Annotated in this window: 21 protein-coding genes; 17 read left to right on the forward strand and 4 right to left on the reverse strand. The window is 39.7% G+C overall.

The features are described 5' to 3' along the window. Nucleotides 1–191: 191 nt before the first annotated feature. Nucleotides 192–1,883, reverse strand: a complete 1,692-nt coding sequence (gene lysS / locus IQ282_RS07525) for a lysine--tRNA ligase (protein WP_194851233.1) — start codon at nucleotides 1,881–1,883, stop codon at nucleotides 192–194. Nucleotides 1,884–2,228: 345 nt separating this feature from the next. Here lysS and IQ282_RS07530 point away from each other — a divergent pair, with 345 nt between their 5' ends. The 4 genes from IQ282_RS07530 (at nucleotide 2,229) to IQ282_RS07545 (ending at nucleotide 5,258) form a co-directional block, all read left to right on the forward strand. Then, nucleotides 2,229–2,387, forward strand: a complete 159-nt coding sequence (locus IQ282_RS07530) for a YqaE/Pmp3 family membrane protein (protein ID WP_194851234.1) — start codon at nucleotides 2,229–2,231, stop codon at nucleotides 2,385–2,387. Between the two features lie 42 nt (nucleotides 2,388–2,429). Then, nucleotides 2,430–3,317: a TlpA family protein disulfide reductase gene (locus IQ282_RS07535; RefSeq protein ID WP_194851235.1), complete on the forward strand. Its 888-nt coding sequence runs from the start codon at nucleotides 2,430–2,432 to the stop codon at nucleotides 3,315–3,317. 82 nt (nucleotides 3,318–3,399) lie between these two features. After that, the gene (gene lipB / locus IQ282_RS07540) at nucleotides 3,400–4,098 is read left to right on the forward strand and encodes a lipoyl(octanoyl) transferase LipB (RefSeq protein WP_194851236.1); all 699 of its coding nucleotides are present in this window, start codon (nucleotides 3,400–3,402) and stop codon (nucleotides 4,096–4,098) included. A gap of 74 nt (nucleotides 4,099–4,172) precedes the next feature. Continuing rightward, on the forward strand, nucleotides 4,173–5,258 hold the full coding sequence (locus tag IQ282_RS07545) for a DNA topoisomerase IB (protein ID WP_194851237.1): 1,086 nt from the start codon (nucleotides 4,173–4,175) through the stop codon (nucleotides 5,256–5,258). A 44-nt stretch (nucleotides 5,259–5,302) separates the two neighbouring features. Here the strand turns inward: IQ282_RS07545 and IQ282_RS07550 are convergent, their stop codons facing one another. The 3 genes from IQ282_RS07550 to IQ282_RS07560 all read right to left on the reverse strand — a co-directional run bounded on the left by IQ282_RS07550 (nucleotide 5,303) and on the right by IQ282_RS07560 (nucleotide 8,686). Continuing rightward, complete coding sequence (locus IQ282_RS07550; protein ID WP_194851238.1) at nucleotides 5,303–5,542, reverse strand: hypothetical protein; 240 nt, start codon at nucleotides 5,540–5,542, stop codon at nucleotides 5,303–5,305. 37 nt (nucleotides 5,543–5,579) lie between these two features. Beyond that, the gene (locus tag IQ282_RS07555) at nucleotides 5,580–8,015 is read right to left on the reverse strand and encodes a hypothetical protein (RefSeq protein WP_194851239.1); all 2,436 of its coding nucleotides are present in this window, start codon (nucleotides 8,013–8,015) and stop codon (nucleotides 5,580–5,582) included. 74 nt (nucleotides 8,016–8,089) lie between these two features. Then, complete coding sequence (locus IQ282_RS07560; RefSeq protein WP_194851240.1) at nucleotides 8,090–8,686, reverse strand: ribonuclease HII; 597 nt, start codon at nucleotides 8,684–8,686, stop codon at nucleotides 8,090–8,092. A gap of 207 nt (nucleotides 8,687–8,893) precedes the next feature. Here IQ282_RS07560 and paaZ point away from each other — a divergent pair, with 207 nt between their 5' ends. The 13 genes from paaZ (at nucleotide 8,894) to IQ282_RS07625 (ending at nucleotide 23,776) form a co-directional block, all read left to right on the forward strand. Continuing rightward, nucleotides 8,894–11,437 carry a phenylacetic acid degradation bifunctional protein PaaZ gene (paaZ, locus tag IQ282_RS07565; protein WP_194851241.1) on the forward strand — a complete coding sequence of 848 codons (2,544 nt, stop codon included), beginning with the start codon at nucleotides 8,894–8,896 and terminating at the stop codon, nucleotides 11,435–11,437. Between the two features lie 80 nt (nucleotides 11,438–11,517). Then, a complete protein-coding gene (locus IQ282_RS07570) occupies nucleotides 11,518–11,835 on the forward strand; it encodes a GIY-YIG nuclease family protein (RefSeq protein WP_194851242.1) in 318 nt (105 codons plus the stop codon). Between the two features lie 90 nt (nucleotides 11,836–11,925). After that, entirely contained in the window at nucleotides 11,926–12,678 is a 753-nt protein-coding gene (locus tag IQ282_RS07575; protein ID WP_194851243.1) for an enoyl-CoA hydratase/isomerase family protein, read from the forward strand. 194 nt (nucleotides 12,679–12,872) lie between these two features. Further along, nucleotides 12,873–13,145: a four helix bundle protein gene (locus IQ282_RS07580; protein ID WP_317174194.1), complete on the forward strand. Its 273-nt coding sequence runs from the start codon at nucleotides 12,873–12,875 to the stop codon at nucleotides 13,143–13,145. 26 nt (nucleotides 13,146–13,171) lie between these two features. Next, nucleotides 13,172–13,777 (forward strand): acyltransferase, encoded by a 606-nt coding sequence (locus IQ282_RS07585; RefSeq protein ID WP_194851244.1) that lies wholly within the window; start codon nucleotides 13,172–13,174, stop codon nucleotides 13,775–13,777. A gap of 414 nt (nucleotides 13,778–14,191) precedes the next feature. After that, on the forward strand, nucleotides 14,192–15,580 hold the full coding sequence (locus IQ282_RS07590; RefSeq protein ID WP_194851245.1) for a dihydrolipoamide acetyltransferase family protein: 1,389 nt from the start codon (nucleotides 14,192–14,194) through the stop codon (nucleotides 15,578–15,580). Between the two features lie 140 nt (nucleotides 15,581–15,720). Then, on the forward strand, nucleotides 15,721–16,875 hold the full coding sequence (locus IQ282_RS07595) for an ATP-binding protein (RefSeq protein WP_194851246.1): 1,155 nt from the start codon (nucleotides 15,721–15,723) through the stop codon (nucleotides 16,873–16,875). 74 nt (nucleotides 16,876–16,949) lie between these two features. After that, the gene (locus tag IQ282_RS07600; protein WP_194851247.1) at nucleotides 16,950–19,115 is read left to right on the forward strand and encodes an alpha-ketoacid dehydrogenase subunit alpha/beta; all 2,166 of its coding nucleotides are present in this window, start codon (nucleotides 16,950–16,952) and stop codon (nucleotides 19,113–19,115) included. Between the two features lie 58 nt (nucleotides 19,116–19,173). Further along, a complete protein-coding gene (locus IQ282_RS07605; protein ID WP_194851248.1) occupies nucleotides 19,174–19,407 on the forward strand; it encodes a hypothetical protein in 234 nt (77 codons plus the stop codon). Nucleotides 19,408–19,428: 21 nt separating this feature from the next. Next, the gene (locus IQ282_RS07610; protein WP_194851249.1) at nucleotides 19,429–19,707 is read left to right on the forward strand and encodes a hypothetical protein; all 279 of its coding nucleotides are present in this window, start codon (nucleotides 19,429–19,431) and stop codon (nucleotides 19,705–19,707) included. Nucleotides 19,708–19,712: 5 nt separating this feature from the next. Then, nucleotides 19,713–20,504 (forward strand): GLPGLI family protein, encoded by a 792-nt coding sequence (locus IQ282_RS07615; protein WP_194851250.1) that lies wholly within the window; start codon nucleotides 19,713–19,715, stop codon nucleotides 20,502–20,504. 294 nt (nucleotides 20,505–20,798) lie between these two features. After that, nucleotides 20,799–23,192 carry a TonB-dependent receptor gene (locus tag IQ282_RS07620; RefSeq protein WP_194851251.1) on the forward strand — a complete coding sequence of 798 codons (2,394 nt, stop codon included), beginning with the start codon at nucleotides 20,799–20,801 and terminating at the stop codon, nucleotides 23,190–23,192. 152 nt (nucleotides 23,193–23,344) lie between these two features. Beyond that, entirely contained in the window at nucleotides 23,345–23,776 is a 432-nt protein-coding gene (locus IQ282_RS07625) for an OsmC family protein (RefSeq protein WP_194851252.1), read from the forward strand. Nucleotides 23,777–23,824: the final 48 nt, after the last annotated feature.

The following is a 23,824-nucleotide window of genomic DNA, read 5'->3' on the forward strand; positions in this document are numbered from 1 at the left end:
TCAAAACACTCACTGCTATTCCATGCTGAAAGGGAATTGATAAATGTTTTTGATTCTGAAAAGTGGGCTACGGTTTTTTGAAAACTCTTGATTGCGAAATTTAGAAGAGTTCCTAGGCGGACAAGATAATTTCAAATGTTAAAAGCCCACTTTAGTAATTAAAGTGGGCTTTTTAGAATGTATTTATAAGGTTAATTCACCTCAATAAAAAGGCCGCTATCGGTCTTTTTAACGGTAGCTACCTTTTTACCCGTCAATCCCTTGACAGCTTTATCCCATTTCTTATTGGATAAACCACACTCTTCCTTCAGGACGTTAAGGTCCGCTTTTTCGTGTTTCTTTAAATGCTCAAAGACGATTTTTTCATCCTCGTTCAATTCCACTCCGGCCTTTTTCTCTGGGCGCATTTGAGGGAAGAATAATACTTCTTGAATGGATGGGTTGTTCGTCAAAAACATGATCAATCGGTCCATTCCTATTCCCAATCCCGACGTGGGCGGCATTCCGTATTCCAGTGCTCGCAAGAAGTCCTGATCGATGAACATTGCCTCGTCGTCACCGCGGTCTGCGAGAGCTGCTTGTGTTTCAAATCGCTCGCGCTGGTCGATCGGGTCGTTCAACTCGCTATAGGCATTTGCGATTTCCTTCCCGCATACCATCAGCTCAAATCGCTCTGTTAACTCTGGATTGTCGCGGTGCGTTTTACACAACGGGCTCATTTCTTTCGGGTAGTCCGTGATGAACGTGGGCTGGATGAATTTTCCTTCACATTTCTCTCCAAATATCTCGTCGATCAGTTTCCCTTTTCCCATGGATTTATCGACGTCGATGTTTTCCGCCTTCGCGAAAGCGAACAATTCTTCCTCACTCTTGCCCGTAATGTCAAATCCTGTAAATTGAATGATCGCATCTGTCATTGTCACACGCGGGTAAGGTGCTTTCCATTCAATCTGGTGCTCTCCGAAGGTGCTGGAAGTTTTGCCATTCACCTGAACGGCACAGTATTCCAACAGGTTCTCTGTGAAATCCATCATCCAATTGTAATCCTTGTAGGATACATAAATTTCCATCGCAGTGAACTCTGGATTGTGCGTGCGATCCATCCCCTCATTACGGAAATTCTTGCTGAATTCGTACACGCCATCAAAACCACCCACGATTAATCTCTTCAAATACAGTTCATTAGCAATCCGCATATATAATGGGATGTCGAGTGAGTTGTGATGTGTCATAAAAGGTTTTGCAGCTGCTCCACCAGGAATGGGTTGCAGAATGGGCGTTTCTACCTCAAAATATTCCCGATCATTAAAGAAGAAACGCATCGCGTTGAAAAGTTTGGTGCGTTTTACAAAAACCTCCTTAACCTTAGGATTGACCACAAGATCTGCATACCGCTGGCGGTAACGCATTTCTGGATCGTTGAACTCGTCATAAGTATTGCCATCGGCATCAGTTTTAGGTAATGGCAATGGTTTTAAAGCTTTGCTCAACAGCACAAAATTCTTAACCATCACAGTCTGTTCCCCCACTTGGGTCATGAACAACTCACCTTCGATTCCTATAAAGTCACCTATATCCAGTAATTTCTTGTACAAGTCGTTATATAATGACTTGTCCTCGCCCGGACAAATTTCATCGCGATTGAAATAGACTTGGATTTTCCCTTTTCCGTCCTGAATCTCGGCAAACGAGGCTTTGCCTTGTATTCTTCTGGACATCAAACGTCCCGCAATAACTACCTTTTTACCTTCTTTAAAGTCGGCTTTTATGGATGATGTCGTTGCGTCTAGATGATATTGAGCCGCAGGATAGGGATCAATTCCCATATCGCGGATTTTATCCAGTTTTTCACGGCGTATGATTTCTTGTTCAGAAAGTGGCATTTGGTATTTTATTTAAGGTTGCAAAGATAACTTGATGAAATTGAACTTGAAACTGAATAGGAAAAGATGACGATTGAGGGATTGTCGACCGACGATTGACAAAAGACAACTCGTGTTCCCTTAGAGAACTCTTGTGACTTAGGACATAAGACTTTCTTTCTGGTAGAATTTGAACTTGCAGAGTTGCTGAGGTTAGTAGGATTGAAGTCTTAAGTAGTACTTCAGCAAGGTTGAAGCTGGTCATAGAGCGCAGTCGAAATGCAGCTAAAACCGAGCTCATCGTTTGTCATTCGTGATTCAATCTTTGCTATCTTTCAAGCTCAAATTCAAGTCTATTATTTGCCTATGTCTATTTGGAGAGTACTTCTTGCGATCATCATGCCGCCACTAGCGGTCTTAGATAAAGGTTGTGGGTCAATTGTAATTGTATTTATTCTGACACTTTTAGGCTGGATACCTGGGGTTATTGCGGCTTTGGTTATTTTGAATAATCCTAACAGATAATTTCTTTCAGAAATCCTTAGATTAGTAACTTAATTCTAAGATATGAATCAATTCATAGTGTTTTTTGCGCTCATAATCTCCTTGAGCTCATGTAAGAATGAAACCGTTGAATCCACTGAAGCAAATGAAAACAGTGAAAAACCGATCGCGTCAAATTCAGATTGGGGAATTATTAATGATTCTGGTGATGCTGTAATTGATGATTTTAATTCTTGGTGGAGTTACCAAAGCTACCAAATTGATCTCTTCGGAAACTTTAATCCTCTGAGTGCTGATTCCACACGAGTCAGATATCCAGATTTCCTTAAAGCAATAATAAATGATGGACTCATACCAATTAAAGTTGAACCGATTAATGATTTTACAACCTATCGCCTCTATCCAGTCGAAGGCGCCGCGAGTGAAGATGTAATGACGACTATAAAGAATCAGGCGAAAACTGCGCTCCAATTTTATGATATGGAAGATACTAAGTTTCCTGAGGTGGATTTCACTACTTTAAGTGGGGAGCAATGGAATGATGAAAGCTTAAAAGGCAAGTTTGTAGTTTATAAAACTTGGTTTATAAACTGCGCGCCTTGCATTAAGGAGTTTCCTGAAAGCAATGAATTTGTTGAGAAGTACAAGGGTGAGAATGTGGTTTTCATAAGCCTGGCCCTCGATGACGAAAAAAGCCTTAAAGAGTTTTTGAAAACTAAAGAACTTAAATACCAAACGGTAGCTGACCAGGAAGATTTAATTGTAAATAAATTAAAGCTCAATTCCTTTCCTACCCATATTTTGGTAAAACCAGATGGAGATATCTACAGAGTTTTTCCTGATATAAAGAAACTAACTAATTTTATTAAAAATAAAGGGGGCTTTAAATTACCCCCACCACCTCCAGCACCGCCCTCGGTTCCAGAACCAGAGTCCCCAGTTGTAGGTTAATATTACGGGACGCTTAAATTCTTGGGTTGTAACTATGATTAATTATGTTCAGCTGTTTTAACCTATTTCCTACCTTTACCCAATGAACAAAACCGTCATTTTCCAAGACCTAGGACGTAGGGATTACAAAGAGATTTGGGAGTATCAGGATGAGATATTCAAAGGGATTCTGGAAACTAAAATCAAGAACAGGAGACAGAACGCCGGTCTGGAAACCGAGAATCATTTACTTTTTGTAGAACACGATCATGTTTACACATTGGGAAAAAGTGGCGATGAGGAAAACTTGCTGGCCAATAAAGAATTACTTCAAAAAATAGGAGCAACCTATTATAAGATCAATCGCGGTGGCGACATTACCTACCACGGCCCGGGACAGATCACTGGATATCCCATTCTTGATCTGGAAAATTTCTTTACAGACATTCATAAATACTTGAGATTCCTAGAAGAAGTATTCATCAACATCCTAGCCGATTATAACCTTAAAGGCGAGCGCAGTCCTGGAGAAACTGGGGTTTGGCTGGATGTAGGAACTCCTTTTGCACGAAAGATTTGTGCGTTGGGTGTGCGTGCGAGTCGCTGGGTGACCATGCACGGTTTTGCATTTAATGTCAATACAGATCTTGGGTACTTTGACCATATTATTCCATGCGGTATTCAGGATAAGGCAGTTACTTCCCTGCAAGCGGAACTAAAACGGGAGGTGGACCTGGAAGAGGTCAAGCAAAAAATAAGAACCTATTTTGCCGAATTGTTTGAGGCAGAAATAGTCGGTTAAATTTATTGTTTAGATTTTGTACGAATTGGCGTTTTCTTAAGTGTCCTATTTTTCCTACTGATTATTTTTAGGACATGACATTGACACCCGACCAAATTAAAGAAGCCCTATCTGAACCAGAACTGGCCGCTCACCTCGCAGACCTCGTTTACATTCACGATGAGTTGCTCACGATCCACAGAAAGAAACACGGTCGCGGTTTTACCTATCTGATTAATAACAAGGAAACCCTCAAGGATAAAGAGGAGCTCAAGCGCATTAAGGCGCTCGTTATACCGCCGGGCTGGCAAAATGTGCGTATTTCTTCGCTCGCAAATGGCCATTTACAATCTGTCGGGCGTGACGATAAGGGCCGCAAGGTGTACCGGTATCATGACTTATGGAACATTCTGAGGAATCAAACTAAGTTTTTTAAAATGTCCGCTTTCGCGAAAGCGTTACCTAAGATAAGAAAACAACTGGCCACAGATCTACAGTTGCCAGGAATGCCGCTCAACAAATGTCTGGCGATCGTATTGTCCGTCATGGACGTCACGCATGTACGCGTAGGCAATGAATATTATGCTAAAAAGAACAAAACCTACGGACTTTCCACTTTGCGAACCAAGCATTTAAAAGAATCTAATAATGGAATTTCGTTCAAGTTTAAAGGAAAAAAAGGGGTCGAGCAAAATACAGCAATCGATGATCCAGAACTGATCGCGTTGATCCATGAATGTGAAGACATTCCAGGCTGGGAATTATTCCAGTATTATGATGAAGACGGCGATCATCACGGGATTGATAGCAGCATGATCAATAATTACATCCACGAGATAGGTGGAGAAATATTCACTGCCAAAGACTTCAGGACCTGGGGAGCAAGCACCGTATTTTTTGAAAAAATGATCGAGCTACCTAAGGCAACTACTAAAAAAGAGATCGACAAAACGATGCTGGAAGGTTATGACGCCGCTGCAGAAGAGCTGGGGAACACCAGAGCGGTTTGCCGTCAATATTACGTGCATCCAGAAATTCCGAATGTGTACAAAGAAGATGATTTTGACCGGTATCGTAAAAAGGTGAAATCCTATAGTGAGAAAAACTTAATGTCTCCTGCAGAACGCTGCGTCACTGAAATCATCAAGAATTTTGAGATTGAGTTTAAGTTGGAAGTTTAATTTAATTACAGGATGAAATTATTACGGGATTAATTTATCTAAACTTATAAATTATCAATACTGTCTTTCTTTTCCATCAACGTTTGTTGCACCCTATATTTTTTGGTTTGTGTCCAATAGATGAAAAATGCACCCATATTTATGGTCGTCATTAAACTGATATAAATTGATGAATCAAGTTGCAATAATTTAATAAAAATTAAAATTTCGAGCATTAATAGCACGATAAACAGAGCTAAAAAATTCAGTATTATTTTTAATCCTTTATTTTTCACTTTTGACATTCTTTTTTATTTGCAATTTAGTACTTCACTTTAAGTATTACCACTTATAAATAATAACGTCATTGCCATCCCGGGTAGTCAAATAACGGTCCTTACTACCTGAAATATCTGCCCTGCCATTCCCGTAAACTGGTAAAAACGGAATTGTTTTACCTTGATTGTCGAGTATGTACACCTTGTTTTCTCCGTCGTCAACGATGGTAGCAAAATCTTTATTTCCTACTTTGGTAATGGTTGCTGGAAGATAGGAGCCGTATGGCAAGCTTATTTTGTTTCCGTTAAACTGGATCACATTTTTATTTTGAATCAGCTGGCTGCGATCGGTCATGTAGATATGGCTATCTGCATTGAGCGAAGTTTTTGTAGTAACGACTTTGCCCGTCGTGGGATTGATGTGCAGCAATTTATTATCGCTGGTCACCAGTTGGACTAAATTATTATTAAAATATAGCGGACTTCTAGCGTCGATATTTTCATTGATGTTTGTGCGTACCTCGCCGGTTCTACTCAAGAGTTTGAGTTGGTTTTTACTTGTTGTAAAGGCAATGTAATCTTTGGTTCCTTTTCTAAAATGTTGTGGACTGCTGGTAATGGCACCACTTTTTTTATAGTTGAAGCCACTTACTTTTTCCCCTCTTGCATCCAGCATTTGTAAATCATCGCCAGTAGTTACTACAATTCTATAGTTGAGGTCATTCGTGTAATCAAAAACACTCAAAGCTTGCGTTATGGGACTACTGGATTTATAGGGAAAGGCATCCACGTCATTGCCATCTCGATCGAGTAAATACACATTTTTCGAAGTGGAGAATAGCAACTGCTTGCGACCATTTTTGTAGGCGTCCACGGCATTTACTTGACCTTGAATTTTAGAATCCAGCTCCTTGCTCCAGTAGGGTGTTCCGTTTTCTGAAATCAAGGTGAGTTTTAAGTCATCCGTTTGAAAAGCGACATCTTGAGTATCGTTCAGGTGGTTTGGAAATAAAAACGGACCAGCAATAATGTTTTTTTCAGGCTTGTAAGTTCCTACTTGAGCAACGAGCGGTTGTTCCGCCTCTCCTGCCGTGAACGGAATTTCCATTCTATAAAATGCATATTTATCTTCGTGAACATATTGGCTTATAATAGCTTTAGTTGCAGTTCCATCCAGTTGATCCAGTACCTTTTGATCTTCCTTGCTTAAAGAAACTAAGGGTGATTTTAGGGCTTGCAAGCTCGTGACAATAAGTAAAGTACTGCTGTTGCTCATGTTTTTTCTGGCTTCTTTCCACCAGAATTGCGCAGAAAGTGTAGTTCCATTTTCATAGTTGGATATGATCTCTTCCACAATACCGGGTTCTGCCGCGAGAACCAGAAAATTATCTAATATCGCAAGCTGTTTAAAACTTCCATCAAGAATTAATGGCTTTAAAGAAGCCGTCAGGATAGGATCTGTGAGACTGTAGATTAAATGATCACGATACGTAGTTTTTGCACTGCTCAAACTATCAAGGTCTATAAAAAGCGTTTCATAGGATTGTAATGTAAATGCCAGCGCAGCACCACTTTCTAATTGTATTTCAGAAATCTCCTGAGAGTTAGCTAACAACTCCTTAATGTTTTTAGGAATAGCAGGTTTACGGTTGTAAAAAGTATTGAGGTTAGCTATCAAGTCATCAGCATCTGTATAGGTGACGGAAGATAGAGAACGACTGTTTGCAGGAGCAATTTTATCTATTTGGTTTTCTCGAGCGTCCAGGTTGTTATATAGCGCGTGTTTTTGCTTGATACTGTCCTTATATATAAGCAGACCTTCCATGTGCAAAGACTTGGCATCTGCCTTCATTTCCAGCTGGTACCACTGTGCATAATTACCTTGATCTGATTTGTTTTTACCTAACAGAAATTGATATAACCACTGATCATCTGTGGCCTTTACATAAAAGTTGAGGTCGTTGTGGGTCCGATCAAATAGCTTTTCAAAACTGGAATCAAATACATAGCCCTCAATATCGCGTCGTATCAAACTTTCCAGGACTAAAAGCGAGGAACTTGCCATGTGGACACCATTCTTATCAGCCGTAAAATAGCTACCGTTAGGAACAGAGCGTTCGATAATATCAACTTCATTATAGCTTATGGTTTTCTTTACAGATATACTGTCTGCGGTACTTTTAAAATCATCTGTTACTAAAGTGATGGCTACTTGATTCTTTCCTTCAATACTTAATGCAATAAAGGAATCATCTTTCAGATCATAATTTTCGAGAAATGTGCTAGCTTTTTTCAGCTCTTGAACTCTAGAAAGGGATTGTAGTTGGTTAAAAACCGGGTTATTTTGGATCAGATCATCCACATCTTGCAGATCAGAAAGTGCGATAATGATTTTAGAATCGGTTGGGATGCTGTGCACTAAAGCATTCTCTATGTAGACATCATCGCTGCAACTCGCAAAGAATAAAACTAAAACCAATAATCCTATAACTCTGCTCATGGGTGACAATTTGAACAAAAATAATATTTACGCGAGAACAGACGCGGGTTTTGTGAAACTTATATGGGCGATTTCTATTGCTTGGGCAACAATCTAAAGGTTTTACGATGATGATCAGTCGCGCCATATTCTCGTATTGCAGCACGGTGTTCCTTTGTGGGATAACCTTGGTTTTTTAACCATTTGTACTGTGGGTAGTCTGTATCGAGCAACTCCATATATTCATCCCTATACGTTTTTGCAAGAATGGATGCCGCCGCAATATGCAGGTATTTTCCATCGCCTTTGATGATGGTAGTCGCGGGAATATCTGGATAGTCGTGAAACCTATTTCCATCGACCGCAATATGCTCTGGGCGTATGGAAAGCCCATCAATAGCTTTGTGCATGGCAAGAATACTGGCATTTAAGATATTGATTTCATCAATTTTTTCTTGATAAACATGCGCTACATGATAGCTCAAAGCTGCGTCTTCAATGACTTCCCTCAGATGATTTCTTCGCTTTCGCGAAAGCGTTTTACTATCGGTCAGTCCTGCATAATTAAAACCTGGTGGTAGAATGACGGCTGCTGCAGTTACCGGCCCGGCGAGACACCCGCGACCAGCCTCGTCGGTACCGCACTCAATGAGATCAAAATTAATTTTTTCCAAAAGATCTTGCTGTGCCATAGCCTCCAGTTCTTACCCAAAAATAATGCTTTCAGACTGTAGTAATGCTGGTGAAACGCATGTGTTTGTCGCGTCGGTTATTAATAAGTTTGCACTAACAACTGTTAGTCTTCCCGTGCCTATTTTGTATTTTAGCAGAGAAGATGGTTAGTAGTTCATTTTGGCGAAAGCCAACTCACAAACAGCCTTCAAAACAACTTTAAAACTATGATCTTAAAAAGCTACATCAACGGGCAATGGCAGGCAGGACAACTCGATGGAAACGAGCGTTTCATGTGGGACGCCATTACCGGCGAGCAGATAGGAGCGACCTCTACCGCAAATCTTGATATCGCTGCGACCTTGCAATACGGTCGTGATCACGGTAAGGTTTTGCGAGAAATGACCTTCCAGCAACGCGGTAATATGATCAAAAAACTCGCGCTGTATCTGGAGAAACGCAAGGCAAAATTTTACGAAATTAGTTACAGAACCGGCGCTACTCGCGCTGACTCTTGGGTAGATATAGAAGGCGGTTTTGGAAATCTATTTGCAAATGCTAGCCTTAGAAAACTTTTTCCAGATCAATCTTATGCAGTGGAAGGCGATCCCATTGACCTTTCAAAAGGAGGCCGTTTTATGGCGCATCACATTCTCGTGCCACGGCGTGGTGTTGCGGTTCATATCAATGCTTTTAACTTTCCCGTCTGGGGAATGCTGGAGAAATGTGCGGTCAACTGGATGGCGGGAATGGCAGCTGTCGTTTTACCAGCACCACAAACGGCATTTTTGACAGAAGCCGTTGTACGCGAGATCATAGCCAGCGGTATTTTGCCGGAAGGTGCATTGCAATTATTGAGTGGACTGACCACAAACATATTAGATACCGTAAACTCCCAGGACGTAGTAACCTTCACCGGAAGCGCCGCCACTGGCAGAAAATTAAAATCCCACCCACGTTTATTGGAAGAATCGATACCATTTACAATGGAAGCGGATTCACTAAATTCTTCGGTATTGGGACCTGATGCGGTTCCAGGAACGGCAGAATTTGACATATTTATTAAGGAAGTCCGCAAGGAAATGACTTCTAAATCTGGTCAAAAATGTACTGCGATTCGTAGGGTTATTGTTCCAGAAAACCTGATGGAAGATGTTCAGATAGCCTTAGGCAAACAACTTTCCCAAACGGTAATCGGTGATCCCTTGTTGCGAGAAACTAGAATGGGTGCCATGATTAACGAAGATCAAAAAGCAGCGGTGAAAGAACAAATTAAGAAGATTTCCCAAACGGCAGATATCGTTTATGGCGATCTTAACGAGGTAGAAATACATGGTGATCGCGCTCAAAAAGGCGCTTTTATGTCGCCTATTTTGATGCGTGAAAACGAGCCGTTTAAAAATACCCAAGTTCACGAGGTGGAATGCTTCGGCCCGGTCAGTACCTTGATGCCGTATAAAAATCTGGACGAGGCGATCGAGCTGGCTCACATGGGTAAGGGTTCTCTGGTGAGCAGTGTGGTTACTGGCGATGACGCTTTCGCTAAAGCGTACACCATCAACGCCGCATCATCACATGGGAGAATTCTAACTTTGAACCGAGAATCTGCACCACAATCCACGGGTCACGGTGCGCCATTGCCATTGCTGGTTCATGGTGGCCCAGGACGTGCCGGAGGCGGAGAAGAAATGGGCGGATTGCGCGGTATCAAACACTATTTACAGCGTTGTGCGGTGCAGGGAAGCCCAACATCATTGACAGAAATCACGGGAATTTATCAACCCAATGGCGCCTACAAAAACGCCGAAAAGCATCCGTTTGCCTATCATTATGAGGATATCAAGCCTGGAATGAGCCTAGAAACGCACAAAAGAACCCTAACCGATTCTGACATCCAGAATTTTGCAAACCTGACTTGGGATCACTTTTATGCGCATACGGATATTACCAGCTTGGAAGGAAGCATTTTCAAAAAGCGTACTGTTCACGGTTATTTTATCATCAGTGCGGCGGCTGGATTATTCGTGTACCCTAATAAAGGACCAGTTTCGGCCAACTATGGATTAGAGGATATCAGATTCTTGCGACCGCTGTACCATAACGACACTATTTACGTGCGATTAACCTGTAAAGAAAAACGCGAACGTGACGTAAACGGTCGTGAGCACCCATCAGGAATTGTAAAATGGTACGTAGAAGTTTTTGATGCAGAACCCGTCGATTATGAAAATGGTAAAACAGATGAAGAAGCAGAATCGCTGGTAGCCATTGCTACGATTTTAACGATGGTCGAGAAAAAGCAAAACGTTTTCCCAGAAATCACGGAAAAATATATCAAAAAAGCACTATCAAAACTGGAAAAGGACTCAAAACCACAATGGGGAACGATGACACCACAACACATGGTCGAGCATTTAGAAATGAGTTACAGAATTGCCAGCGGCGAGATTCAAGATTTTGAAGTCGCTACACCAGAAGAGCATTTGGAAAAAGTAGCAACTACACTTTGGGATTATGATAAAATGCCACAGAATCACAAGATGCCATTGATGAAAAAAGACGGCACCCTGGAAGATTTAAAACATGAAGATCTAGAAACAGCAAAAGCTAGGATGCTGGAAGCACGAGAAGAATATCTAGATTACTTCAAACGCAATCCGAAGTTGACGACTAAAAACGCTGTTTTTGGGGAGTTGAGTAAGTACGAGTGGAGCTTGCTAGAGCGGAAACATTTGAGTCATCATCTTGAACAGTTTAGCCTAAAAGACTAAACTGTTCAAGCATCCGCGCAGGCGGATGTCTCTAACTCCAAACAAACCAACAAAACCTATGCAAAACAACCTCAAATAAAATGCCTCACTACGTATACATCCTAACCAATAAAAGGAATGGAACGTTATACATAGGAGAAACAGGAAACATAAAATCTAGGATCAGTCAACATAAAAGGAAAGTACATCCAGGAACTTTTTCTGTACGATACAATCTAGATAAATTAGTATATTTTGAAATCTTGAACTCTAGAGATGTTGGATTGAAAAGAGAAAGACAATTGAAAAAGTGGAATCGAGATTGGAAAATCAGAATAATTGAAGAAAAGAATCCAGAATGGATAGACTTAAGCACCAACTGGGATTTAGGGTTTGAAATGATGGATGTTAACATATAATACTAACAACGGCAATTAATGGTTTGCGAATTCCATCAACCTAAGTTGCTTTAAAAAGAGACATCCGCCTTCGCGGATGCGGCTAAAGCCATGACAAAACCATACGTAAAAACAACAACAGAAAATCAAATACAAACCATAGAATTTTTCCACCCAGCGCACAACTCGCTGCCGGGAGATATTCTTGCGCAACTGGCAAAAGCAATAATAGATGCTGGAACTGACGAAGCTACAAAAGTCATCATTCTAAAATCTGGAGGCGAACGCACATTCTGTGCGGGCGCAAGTTTTAAGGAGCTGATTGCCATTGATGATGAGAAAACTGGTGAAAAATTCTTTATGGGATTTGCAAATGTGATAAATGCCATGCGCAAGTGTCCTAAATTCATAATCGGTCGCGTGCAAGGAAAAACCGTGGGCGGCGGAGTAGGAGTGGCGAGTGCCACCGATTATTGTTTTGCTACAAAATTTGCCAGCATCAAATTGAGCGAACTCAATATAGGAATCGGGCCATTTGTAGTTGGGCCAGCAGTGGAACGCAAATTGGGCGTCAGTGGTATGAGTCAGATTGCTATCAATGCCAATGAGTTTTACACTCCAGAATGGGCAATGAAAAAAGGGCTGTTTGCCGAGGTTTATGAATCCACGGAAGAAATGGACACCGCAATACAATCCTTTGCTGAAAACCTATGCAACTATAATCCAGAAGCGATGAAACACATGAAAGAAATGATTTGGTCGAGTTGCGAGAATTGGGATGAGCTATTAGCAGAACGCGCTAAGATTTCAGGAAAGTTAGTGTTGAGTGAGTTTACTAAGGAGACGCTGAAGCGCTTTCGCTAGATAGTAGTTCGTAGAGGTTAGAGGTTAGAAAGTAGAATATGCAAATAATCAAAGAAGATACTTTAAACGCCAATTACTTATATAATTAATATGTCAAAGGTTCATTTCCGTTTCGAAGATCTTCATGTTTATAATAAATCAATTCAATACGGAGAACTTGTCCCTCAACCATTGATCAATTTCCTCAAAAAGAAATTTATAGGCTCACATCACAATTTGCAAGAGCTGCAGACAGCATCGCTCTAAATATTGCTGAAGGCTCTTCAAGTACGGACAAGAACTTTACACGCTACTTAGGAATGTCTAGAGATAGTGCGCATGAGTGCGTAGCAATTTTAACAAAAGCAAGACTTAGAGAATATGTTGATCTAGAATTAGTTGAAAAATATAGAGAATATCTAGAAGAGCTTTGCAAAATGATAACATCATTAATACGTCATTTGAATCAAAAAAATAATTTCCACTAACCACTAACCACTAACCACTAACATATATGGTTTACAGTTTCAAATCCCACATCCCAGTCATTCACGAGAGCAGTTTTATTCATCCGCTAGCTTCCGTTATTGGTAATGTGATTATCGGTAAAAATTGTTATGTCGGTTCTAGTGCCGCGATACGCGGTGATTGGGGTGAGATCATTTTGGAAGATGGCGTGAATGTGCAGGAGAATTGCACGGTGCATATGTTCCCGGGAAAAAGTATCCGCTTTCGCGAAAGCGCACACATTGGGCATGGTGCTGTGATTCATGGTGCGAACTTAGGTCGGAATTGCTTGATAGGAATGAACAGCGTGATTATGGACGATGCGGTGATAGGCGATGAATGTATTGTAGGTGCCATGTCCTTTGTAAAAGCGGAAACCATTTTTGAGCCACGCAGTCTGATAGTAGGAAACCCAGCCAAAAAAATTAAAGACGTCAGTGATGAGATGATCGCTTGGAAAACGGCGGGCACAAAGTTATATCAGCAGCTTCCCGCAGATTGCTACGAGACTATGAAAGAAGTCGAACCGTTAAGAGAAATTCCAGCTAACCGACCTGTGCAGGAAGATTTTTATAAGACGTTGCAGGAGATGAAAGGCTTTGACAAAAGATAACTCGTGTTTCCTTCGGAAACACTCGTGACATAAGACGTAAGACTAGTTTTGGGCAAAACCTCTAGATTGTTTTCTAATAATAAAATTATTTTTCTATAGCCTTATTTTCCTAAGGGCAGACTTCAGTCTGCTCGTTGAAAAAATAAAAGTCTCAAGGAAACGTTGTTTGAGCATAGCGATAAAGTAATCTGTTTTTTAATCTTACGTCCTACGTCAGCAAGGTTTGAGCGGAGCTCAATACAAGCTAGTCTTAGGTCGATTTATTAACAAGATCTGGTTACGAAGAACATGTAGTCATCCGTAGTTCGTAAAAAAGTTCAGAACGTAGCGATAGACGAGCCAGTCGTTTGTCAATACCAAAATTCCAACATAATCTTCACGACTAACAAGCGTTAGTTTCCGTAAATTTGAGATATGGCGAACAAGACAGATTTTATACTCCCAAAAATGGGAGAATCTATAACAGAAGGAACTATTTTGAATTGGCTCATACAAGAAGGAGAGACATTTTCGGAAGGTGATATACTAGTTGAAGTAGGAACTGATAAGGTGGATAATGAGGTGCCCGCACCATTTGACGGAATGATGGTAAAACACCTTGCCAGCGATGGAGATGTGGTGGAAATAGGAAAACCAGTGGCTCAATTAGAAGCCTCAAATGGCAAACCTGAATCTGAGGTAACAGCTACCGATGACCATCAAGAAATTAAAAAACCCGCGGGACTTGAGGACTTAGAAAAGGAAAAGAATGTAAGTTCGAACACAGTCGAGCACATTTCGATGAAGAAAGGGGCTGAATCAAATAAACAAAACGGTTCGAGCGGTAGTCAAGAACGAGTCGGCACGGGAAATTCAAAATCTGTCTCTAGTTCCTACGTAAATCAAGATTTGTTTGTAAGTCCGCTGGTGGATAAAATTGCTCGAGAAAATCATATTTCATACGAAGAACTCGCCCGCATCCCAGCAACGGGAAACGAAGGCCGATTGCGCAAAAGCGATGTGATTCAATATTTGAATGATGGTAGACCTAACCAGTTTGCTCAATCAGTTTCAAATGAACCTGATCCAACGGCATATCGCATTCCGCAATTGAAATTTGATAAGGGAACAGGTAAGATCATCAAGATGGATCGCATGCGTTCCATGATCGCAGATCACATGGTTTATTCTGTGCATACGAGTCCGCATGTGACGGCTTATGTAGAAGCAGATGTTACAGATCTTGTGAACTGGCGTAATAAGAATAAAGGACCATTTCAAGAAAAACACGGAGAGCGCTTGACGTTTACACCGCTTTTTGTGGACGCGGTCGCTAGAGCCATTAAAGAATTTCCCAACATCAACGCTAGCGTTGACGGTAAGAACATCATTGTCAAAGAAAATATCAATGTAGGAATGGCAACCGCCTTACCATCAGGAAACCTAATCGTTCCCGTAGTAAAAAATGCAGATCAGAAATCATTACCAGAAATTGCAGCAGACGTCAACCGCATGGCAAATCTGGCGAGAGAAAATAAATTAGGCGGCGATGATATTAAGGGTGGAACATTCACCATTTCTAACGTAGGTACTTTTGGCTCCTTAATGGGAACACCCATTATCAATCAGCCAGAAGCGGCAATTCTTGCAACCGGTATTATTAAGAAACGTGCTGAGGTGATGACAAAAGATGGAGTGGATAGTATCGAAATACGAAGTATGATGATGTTATCACTATCATTTGATCACAGGATTGTAGATGGGTTTTTGGGAGGTAGTTTTTTGAGGAAAGTGGCTGATTATTTGGAACAAGCGAGAGGTTAAAAGGCTTTTGGACACATATTTTAAATTATCTATTTCTATGCAATTTCAAAATAAACACTATGTAATTTCAAAATAAACACTATGTAATCTCAAAATAAATTTAATAAAACTATAAAAATTAAAACTATCTTTGAGCTGTTATGCAGGTAATTAGAAGGAAATTAGAGGCGAAGATAAAAGAAGGGCTAGCACAATATCCCATACTTGCAATTACGGGACCGCGACAGTCTGGTAAGACAACTTTATTAAGGGAATGTTTTAAACGGTTTGCCTACGTTTCTTTAGAAAATCCAGATATCAGAAAATTTGCAAAAAGCGATCCCAACAAATTCCTTCAGCATTATCCCGCACCCGTAATTTTAGATGAGGTGCAACAAGTGCCAGAGCTTTTTTCATACTTGCAAACAAAAGTTGATGACGATAAATTGATGGGACAATACATTTTGTCGGGTTCACATAATTTTCAATTAATGGAAAGTATTACACAAAGTTTAGCTGGTCGGGTGGCTTTGTTCACATTACTGCCTTTTGATGCGCAGGAATTAAAGCACGAAGGTTTGTTGCTGAAGAATTGGAAGGAAATGGCGATTAAAGGTTTTTATCCTGCTATTTATGACAGGAATTTAAATCCCTCTATTTTTTATAAAAATTACATCAAGACTTATGTAGAACGAGATGTTGCTATGATTACAAACGTTCAGGACAAACGTCGGTTTACAAATTTCTTAAGCCTATGCGCCGCACGTCACGGACAGTTACTCAACCTAAATAATCTGGCAAATGAATGCGGGATCTCACAGCCTACGGCAAAATCATGGTTATCCATATTAGAAAGTAGTTATTTGATTTTTCAGTTGTCGCCCTATTTTAAAAATTATAGTAAGCGCGTGGTAAAAACACCCAAAATTTATTTCTACGATACGGGATTGGTTTGCTACCTTTTAGGTATAAGAACTATAGAGGACATTGATGAAAATTTGAAGGGAAGTTTATTTGAAAACTTGGTAATGGCAGAAATAATCAAGCAAAATGAGCATCAGCAATTATTGCTGGATTTTTGGTTTTGGCGCGATTCAAATGAAAAAGAAGTTGATGTCTTGACCCAGCATGGAACGTCTTATAAAGTCTATGAGATCAAGAGTACCACCACAATAACTGATAAACTGTTTAAGAACATGGATTATTTTGACAATCTTACTCAAAATAAGGTGAGGCAAAAAACTCTTGTTTATGCCGGAGGTCAAGATCAAGACAGGACTAGTTATCAGGTGCGGCAATGGGATACGGTTTTGTAATCCATTGTCCAGTAATTTTAATAATGGCGTCTAGAAATTAGACCACGGCAACACAGCCACATATCTTTGTGAACATGAATAAGAACATCTTAGAAAAAGCATATAAAACACTAACCACCGCTAAGGCGATGACAGAACTCTACGAGGAAAACTTCAAAAAGGTTTCTAAGTATGTTCACGCTACCAGTCGCGGTCATGAGGTCATCCAGACGGCCGTTGGAATGCAATTGCTGCCACAGGATTTCATGTTTCCCTATTATCGGGATGATGCAATGTTACTCTCGATAGGAATGAAGCCTTATGATCTGATGTTGCAGTTGCTCGCCAAAAAAGCAGATCCGTTTTCTGGTGGCCGTACTTATTATTCGCATCCATCCCTCAACGATATTGATAAGCCGAAAATACCACACCAATCGAGTGCTACTGGTATGCAGGCGATTCCCGCGACGGGAGCGGCGATGGCAATGTATCTGCGTGAAAGCGGAGACCTCTTGACGGGAATAACTGATGTGACTGCGGAGCAACAGAAGGAATTCGGCGCTGTATCTGCGGAAAATCCACGTAAAGCGCTGAAAAACAGTTCTGATTCTGGTTCCAATTCAGATTCAAGTTCTTCCAACTCTGAACTTCCTATTGTAGTTTGTTCTTTAGGCGATGCATCTGTTACTGAAGGTGAAATTGCGGAGGCGTTCCAGATGGCGGCTCTCAAGCAACTCCCTATTTTATATTTAGTTCAGGATAACGGCTGGGATATTAGTGCGAGTGCAGATGAGACTAGAGCGCAGAATGCGTATGAATATGCCGCGGGATTCCACGGTATTGAGCGCATTACGATTGATGGGACTGACTTTGAAGAGAGTTATAAAACCATAAATACAGTGGTTGAAACCATGAGGAAAGAGCGGCGTCCATTCCTCGTTCACGCGACAGTGCCTTTGTTGAATCACCACACCAGTGGGGTTCGCATGGAATTTTACCGCGACGATTTGGAAGAGGCGAGAAGCCGTGATCCATACCCGCGATTTAGGGATTTGATGCTTGCAAATGATTTTACGGTGCAGGATATTGATGGGTATGACGCTTTCGCGAAAGCGGAAACCAAAGAAGCCCTAGAACGCGCCATGGAAATGCCCGATCCAGAACCGGCCGACTTATTCACACACGACTTTGCACCCACACCGATCACCGAGGAAAAAGGCGAACGATCGCCAGCAGGTGCAGAGAAAGTCGTGATGGTAGATTGCGCGTTGTTTGCCATTGAAGAATTGATGCGCAAGCACCCAGAATGCTTGTTGTACGGACAGGATGTGGGGCATCGATTGGGCGGAGTATTCAGAGAAGCAGCAACGCTGGCACAGAAATTCGGTAATAACCGAGTGTTCAATACACCCATCCAGGAGGCATTTATTGTAGGAAGTACCGTGGGAATGAGCGCTGCGGGATTAAAGCCTATCGTAGAAGTACAATTTGCCGACTACATCTGGCCTGGATTGAACCAATTATTTACGGAAGTTTCCAGATCCTGTTATTTGAGTGAAGGAAAATGGCCGGTTTCCATGGTATTGCGCGTTCCCATAGGTGCTTATGGTTCTGGTGGGCCATATCATTCCAGCTCTATGGAAAGTGTGGTGTCAAACATTAGAGGATTGAAAATTGCGTACCCATCAAACGGTGCCGATTTGAAAGGCTTGATGAAAGCTGCCTATTATGACCCGAATCCAGTGGTTATTTTTGAGCACAAAGGATTGTACTGGTCAAAAGTAAAAGGCACCAAAGGCGCTACCAGCATTGAGCCCAGTGCCGATTATGTACTACCGTTTGGTAAAGCAAATGTGTTGCAAGAAATCTGGAAAAAGGAAGAAGAAGAAACCTTGAGCATCATCACATATGGAATGGGTGTCCATTGGGCTATGAATGCGACAAAAGAACTCGGTTTACAAGACCGAGTAGAAATTGTAGACCTAAGAACATTACACCCGCTGGATTATGAGACGGTTTTTGCAAGTGTGAAGAAGTGTGGTAAATGTCTGGTGGTGACGGAAGAACCAAGTGATAACAGTTTCTCAAGAGCCTTGCAAGGTCGCATTCAGGAAGAATGTTTTAAATATATCGATGCACCAGTTATGATCATAGGTTCTGAGAATATGCCGGCGATACCATTGAATTCGGTTTTAGAGGAAACGATGATACCCAGTACGGAGAAGGTTAAGGTGAAGATTGAGGAGATTTTGAAGTATTAACACTTCATTGACTTTTTAACTCTTTCTTTCTTTCTTTAGGCAACCAAAAAACAAAATTATGAATCTTATTTATTCGAGTGTTGCCATTTTATTAGTTTGGTTTTCTCCAAGCGTTGTTGATCCCGATTGTCCTGAAGGTGCTGACCAAGTTATTTATACATGTGGTGGAAGTAGTTGTGTTAATTTTCCTGATAATTGGAATGATGATAGAAAACTTGATTGGGCGGAACACGCAAATGATATAAGATGTTCTGGACCACAGGAGGTGCTAATAGCGGAACCTTTAAATTAATATTAATAAAAAATTATTCAAATGAAAATATTATTTACAACGATCACAACAAGTCTTTTATTATTCACTCTATCCATTTCTTCTATGGACAATAAAATGGCTATTGTTGAAACTGATCCTGGAGGTGTTTTGGGGCCTTGTCCAGATGGAACAGAATTAGTAGAATACAGTTGTGGCGGAGACTCTTGCGTTGGTTTTCCTAGAAATTGGGGTGAAGGACAGAAAGAAGTATGGTCTATAATCGCTGATGAGATTAGATGTAATCCTCAAGATGAGGTAATTGAAGTTGGTCCAAGATAAATAAAATGAAATTTGCTTTTTCAGTATTATCATTATTTTTTTCTTTTCTCTTATTTGGACAAAATTATCCTGATTATAAGGTCACCTATAAGTTAAATTACAAGTTGAATGTAGACTTAGATGCCTATAATGTTGAATATTTTGATTTGATAACTAAATCCACTGGAAGCGTATTTTTAAGTCAATCAAAGTTTTATCACGATTCCATCAATAACAGTTCACTATCTAAATCGCAAAAAACACTACAACATAAAAAAGTTCCTAGAGGAAATTTTCAAAGTATTGTTGGCGTATCATCCAAAGGTGTGACCACTAAAGATATTGTTGGTTTAACTAACTATGTCATTTATGAAGATGAATTTCCTTCATATCAATTTACTAACGAAGAAAAACTAATAAATGGCTTTAATTGCAAATTAGTTAAAGCCAATTATTCAGGTAGAACTTGGAATTTATGGTATACCGAAGAAATACCACTCACAGCTGGGCCTTACAAATTTCATGGCTTACCTGGACTGGTCATTTACGCAGCAGATAATGAGGAGCATTATATTTATTCATTATACAAATATAAGCCAATTGAAAAGACACCTTCTATTGTAAGTGATTTTTACCTAATTGGCTCAGATTTTGAGGAGATTTCTCTTACTGAATACATTGAGATAAGATTGAAAGCTATGTCCAGTTGGTCTGGTTTTTTGAGTGCAACTGGAGTTGAAATAGCTAATGACGATCCTCAAGAAATAAGAAATATTAGTTCAAAAATGAGAAAAAAGACTAACTTTATTGAGTTATAAATAATACATTATGTATTATTTATTAATAGTGAATTTTAAAAATGAACTACGATTTATAGTTTAAAGTTTATTCTCTTTTTTTTCGTTATTTCAACCACGAGCTATACGGTTTATGGTCAAAAACCCATAAAAGGTATTATCGTAGATTCATCGGGAGTAGCCCAGTCTGGAGCTACTGTTTTGCTATATAAAATTCCTGACTCAACTAAATTCGTTAATTATAAAATTTCCAACTCCAAAGGTTATTTCGAATTTTTGAAAAACTTTGAAGATTCTAGTTCAAATTTTTATCTTTTGGTCAAGCATATAAACTTTGACGACAGGTATTTTGAACCTTCTTTTACAACCACTAATACAATCGTTCTCAACTTCAGAGAAAATGCTTTAAAGGAAGTAATAGTTACAGCGGAAAAGCCTTTAAAAGTAAAAGGAGACACACTAAGCTATTCTGTGAGTCAATGGCAAAATAATAAGGACAGTTCCATTGAAGATGTATTAAAACGAATTCCTGGTGTTGAGGTTAATGATGAAGGTTACATTTCTCACAACGGTAAATTCATCAATCATCTATATATCAATGGTGTTGATTTATTAGAAAACAGATATACTATTGCTACCAAAGGACTGCCAGCTGGTGTAATTGACGATATTGAGGTTTTGCAAAACCATTCCCATAAAAAAGTCAACAAGGGAACTACAAAAGCTAAAGGCGTTTCCATCAACCTTTCCACTAAAAATGCCAATATCTTTACTGGAATAACAGATCTAGCGGTAGCCAATCCATTTCTTAGTGGTTCCATCAGCACTACACCTATTTTTATCAATCCTGAATATCAGGTTGTGGGAAGCCTCAAGGCTACAGACTTAGGAGATGATCTTGTTTTTAAAGATCGCAGTATTTCTATTTTCAAATTGAATACGCCACAACCAGAACTCGATTATATTGATTTGATTAATGAGAACCGCAATCAACAGACAAACCTTGATCGTAAATACTGGCGAGACACACATACGGGAAATACAACCATAGACTTCATTACTGTAGACGAAAATAAACGCAATTATAAAATAGGATACTCTACAGATTATGATGAGGTATTCCTTGGGAACTCCTTTAGGGAGACTATCCAATTGAACGATCGACTCATAGAAAATATAGAATCAAACAATTATTTTAATATCTCTCGAAATCATTACTTGAAAGGTTATTATGAAGATAACAAGGATAACAATTATTTAAAAGTTGATCTCTATGCAAAAAGCTCCCATGATAACCAATCGTCGCGCACCTTATTGAATACGAATCGTTTTGATTCTGAAATGGTGAAAGATGGACAGACGATTTTTGCTTCATTCCAGAATAATATTAAAACAAAATCAAATCTTTGGAGTCTTGACGGTCTTGTACAATATACCAACACCAATGATGAGTTTGGAATTGTTCCAGAAGTTTTTGATGTTCTAAATAGCACATCAGATGAGTATAGTTATCAAACTATAGCTACAGAACAATTGCTTCTAAATTTTAATGCAGGTTATTTCAAGCAATTAAAAAAAGGTCATATCGATGTTGTTGCTGGATGGGATTATCGCAAGCAGATGCTGGAATCAGGATTAGATCAAAGTAATTCTACAGATTATCAAATCGTGCCTTTTCAAAATTCACAAGATTATAATTTCAACAATTTTTCAGTCAAATCGATCCTACAGCAGGAATACGGCAGTACAAGATTAACTGTAACTGGCAAACTGAGCTACAACAATGTGAATAGTACCGATAGTCAAGATACCAATGACCAAATCAATAAAGTTTTTTTTGAACCTAATCTTAACATTAACCAACGCTTCAATTCAAAATGGTCTACCTACGGTAGTGCATCCATCTCTAATAGCATTGCAGATTTGAATAGGTTCCAGACCAGTTTTTTGATAACAGACTACAATAGGAATTCAAGATTTGAGAATAACATCCAGCGCAGTAGGAATTATAATTTTGGCTCTGGATGGAACTACAAAAATATTCTAAAGGGTTTCTTTTTCAATGGCAGTGCCACTTATGGCATCACGGAAAATACTCAGACTCTAGCATTAGATTTCGACGATAATGGATTTAGGATTTTAAACTTCATAGATCAACCTACGCAGAATACATTCTTTAACTTGAGATCAGATATTTCACAAACGGTTGGACAAAAAATCAATCTTAAACTCTCGGGAAGTTACAATTCGCAGAGATTGGAAACTTTTTTCAACAACGATTTTACTAACTTAAGAATCGATAACTATCAAGTTAATCTGAAAGGAAACTACGATCCTATCAGCTGGTATTATGTCAACACAGATTTTGGATTTTTCAATAACAAATCATTCAACGATGGTTCTGCTTTAAATTCTTACAGCTACAGCGCACAGGTAATTTTTGGTCAAGAGGTGTTTGAGAATCATTATACAGAATTCACATGGAATGGGCAGCGTAATATTTTTGGCGCTAATGACAATAGCAATAACTTGTTTGATTTCAGGTATATTTTTAAATCAGAGAAGAATTATGAGTTGAATTTCAAAGCGATAAACCTCTTGAATCAAAAGAATTATACCGTAGTTTCCAACGACTCCAATATCACTTCTGTAAGTTCATTTCCTTTAATAGGACGGCAATTCATTGTCAGTTATCAATTTTACTTTTAACTCTTGAGATTCACTTAAAAATAAATATTTTTCCGTTTTCGCGAAAGCGAACTCATCCCATCCCAAATAAAAGTGGAACATTATAAAAATCAATAGAAGGAAGGTCGGCAAGTCGTTATGATTACCGACCTTTCTTGCTTTAACAAGATGCAATGAAAGTTACCCTAGAAAGAATAAGCACGGAATATTTATTAGAAGCTAAAGGAGCCTCAGGAATTCCCGTAATGATTGATAACAAAGGAAGCGAAGTCGTTCAAGGTTCTAGCCCCATGGAGTTGATCCTGATGGGAGTTGGGGGTTGCAGTGCGATCGATATTATCGCTATTCTCAAGAAACAGAAACAGGAAATCACATCCTATAAAGTAGAGGTTACCGGTGATCGAGTAGAGCTGGACGGCTCAAAACCATTCAAAAGTATGAATTGTCACGTCATGTTAGAAGGTAATATGGACCCTGTAAAAGTACAACGCGCTGCAGATCTGAGTTTTCAAAAGTACTGTTCCGTATCTAAGACGTTTGATAGTGTGGTGGGTATTACTTATACAGTTACTCTAAATGGGAATTCTCTTTCCCCAGAATCTTAGGAATAATATATTTTCGAAATAAACTTTAGAGGCAGCCTACCTATTTTT

Source organism: Nonlabens antarcticus (genome assembly GCF_015356755.1).
GTDB classification, from domain to species: domain Bacteria; phylum Bacteroidota; class Bacteroidia; order Flavobacteriales; family Flavobacteriaceae; genus Nonlabens; species Nonlabens antarcticus.

Bases quoted from the DNA above. Each gene is read 5' to 3' on its own strand.
- lysS (WP_194851233.1), bottom strand. From the start codon at position 1,883: ATGCCACTTTCTGAACAAGAAATCATACGCCGTGAAAAACTGGATAAA.
- IQ282_RS07575 (WP_194851243.1), top strand. From the start codon at position 11,926: ATGACAAAACCATACGTAAAAACAACAACAGAAAATCAAATACAAACC.
- IQ282_RS07570 (WP_194851242.1), top strand. From the start codon at position 11,518: ATGCCTCACTACGTATACATCCTAACCAATAAAAGGAATGGAACGTTA.
- IQ282_RS07625 (WP_194851252.1), top strand. From the start codon at position 23,345: ATGAAAGTTACCCTAGAAAGAATAAGCACGGAATATTTATTAGAAGCT.
- IQ282_RS07530 (WP_194851234.1), top strand. From the start codon at position 2,229: ATGTCTATTTGGAGAGTACTTCTTGCGATCATCATGCCGCCACTAGCG.
- IQ282_RS07600 (WP_194851247.1), top strand. From the start codon at position 16,950: ATGAATAAGAACATCTTAGAAAAAGCATATAAAACACTAACCACCGCT.
- IQ282_RS07550 (WP_194851238.1), bottom strand. From the start codon at position 5,542: ATGTCAAAAGTGAAAAATAAAGGATTAAAAATAATACTGAATTTTTTA.
- IQ282_RS07615 (WP_194851250.1), top strand. From the start codon at position 19,713: ATGAAATTTGCTTTTTCAGTATTATCATTATTTTTTTCTTTTCTCTTA.
- IQ282_RS07605 (WP_194851248.1), top strand. From the start codon at position 19,174: ATGAATCTTATTTATTCGAGTGTTGCCATTTTATTAGTTTGGTTTTCT.
- IQ282_RS07535 (WP_194851235.1), top strand. From the start codon at position 2,430: ATGAATCAATTCATAGTGTTTTTTGCGCTCATAATCTCCTTGAGCTCA.
- IQ282_RS07590 (WP_194851245.1), top strand. From the start codon at position 14,192: ATGGCGAACAAGACAGATTTTATACTCCCAAAAATGGGAGAATCTATA.
- IQ282_RS07560 (WP_194851240.1), bottom strand. From the start codon at position 8,686: ATGGCACAGCAAGATCTTTTGGAAAAAATTAATTTTGATCTCATTGAG.
- IQ282_RS07545 (WP_194851237.1), top strand. From the start codon at position 4,173: ATGACATTGACACCCGACCAAATTAAAGAAGCCCTATCTGAACCAGAA.
- IQ282_RS07595 (WP_194851246.1), top strand. From the start codon at position 15,721: ATGCAGGTAATTAGAAGGAAATTAGAGGCGAAGATAAAAGAAGGGCTA.
- IQ282_RS07555 (WP_194851239.1), bottom strand. From the start codon at position 8,015: ATGAGCAGAGTTATAGGATTATTGGTTTTAGTTTTATTCTTTGCGAGT.
- IQ282_RS07610 (WP_194851249.1), top strand. From the start codon at position 19,429: ATGAAAATATTATTTACAACGATCACAACAAGTCTTTTATTATTCACT.
- lipB (WP_194851236.1), top strand. From the start codon at position 3,400: ATGAACAAAACCGTCATTTTCCAAGACCTAGGACGTAGGGATTACAAA.
- IQ282_RS07585 (WP_194851244.1), top strand. From the start codon at position 13,172: ATGGTTTACAGTTTCAAATCCCACATCCCAGTCATTCACGAGAGCAGT.
- paaZ (WP_194851241.1), top strand. From the start codon at position 8,894: ATGATCTTAAAAAGCTACATCAACGGGCAATGGCAGGCAGGACAACTC.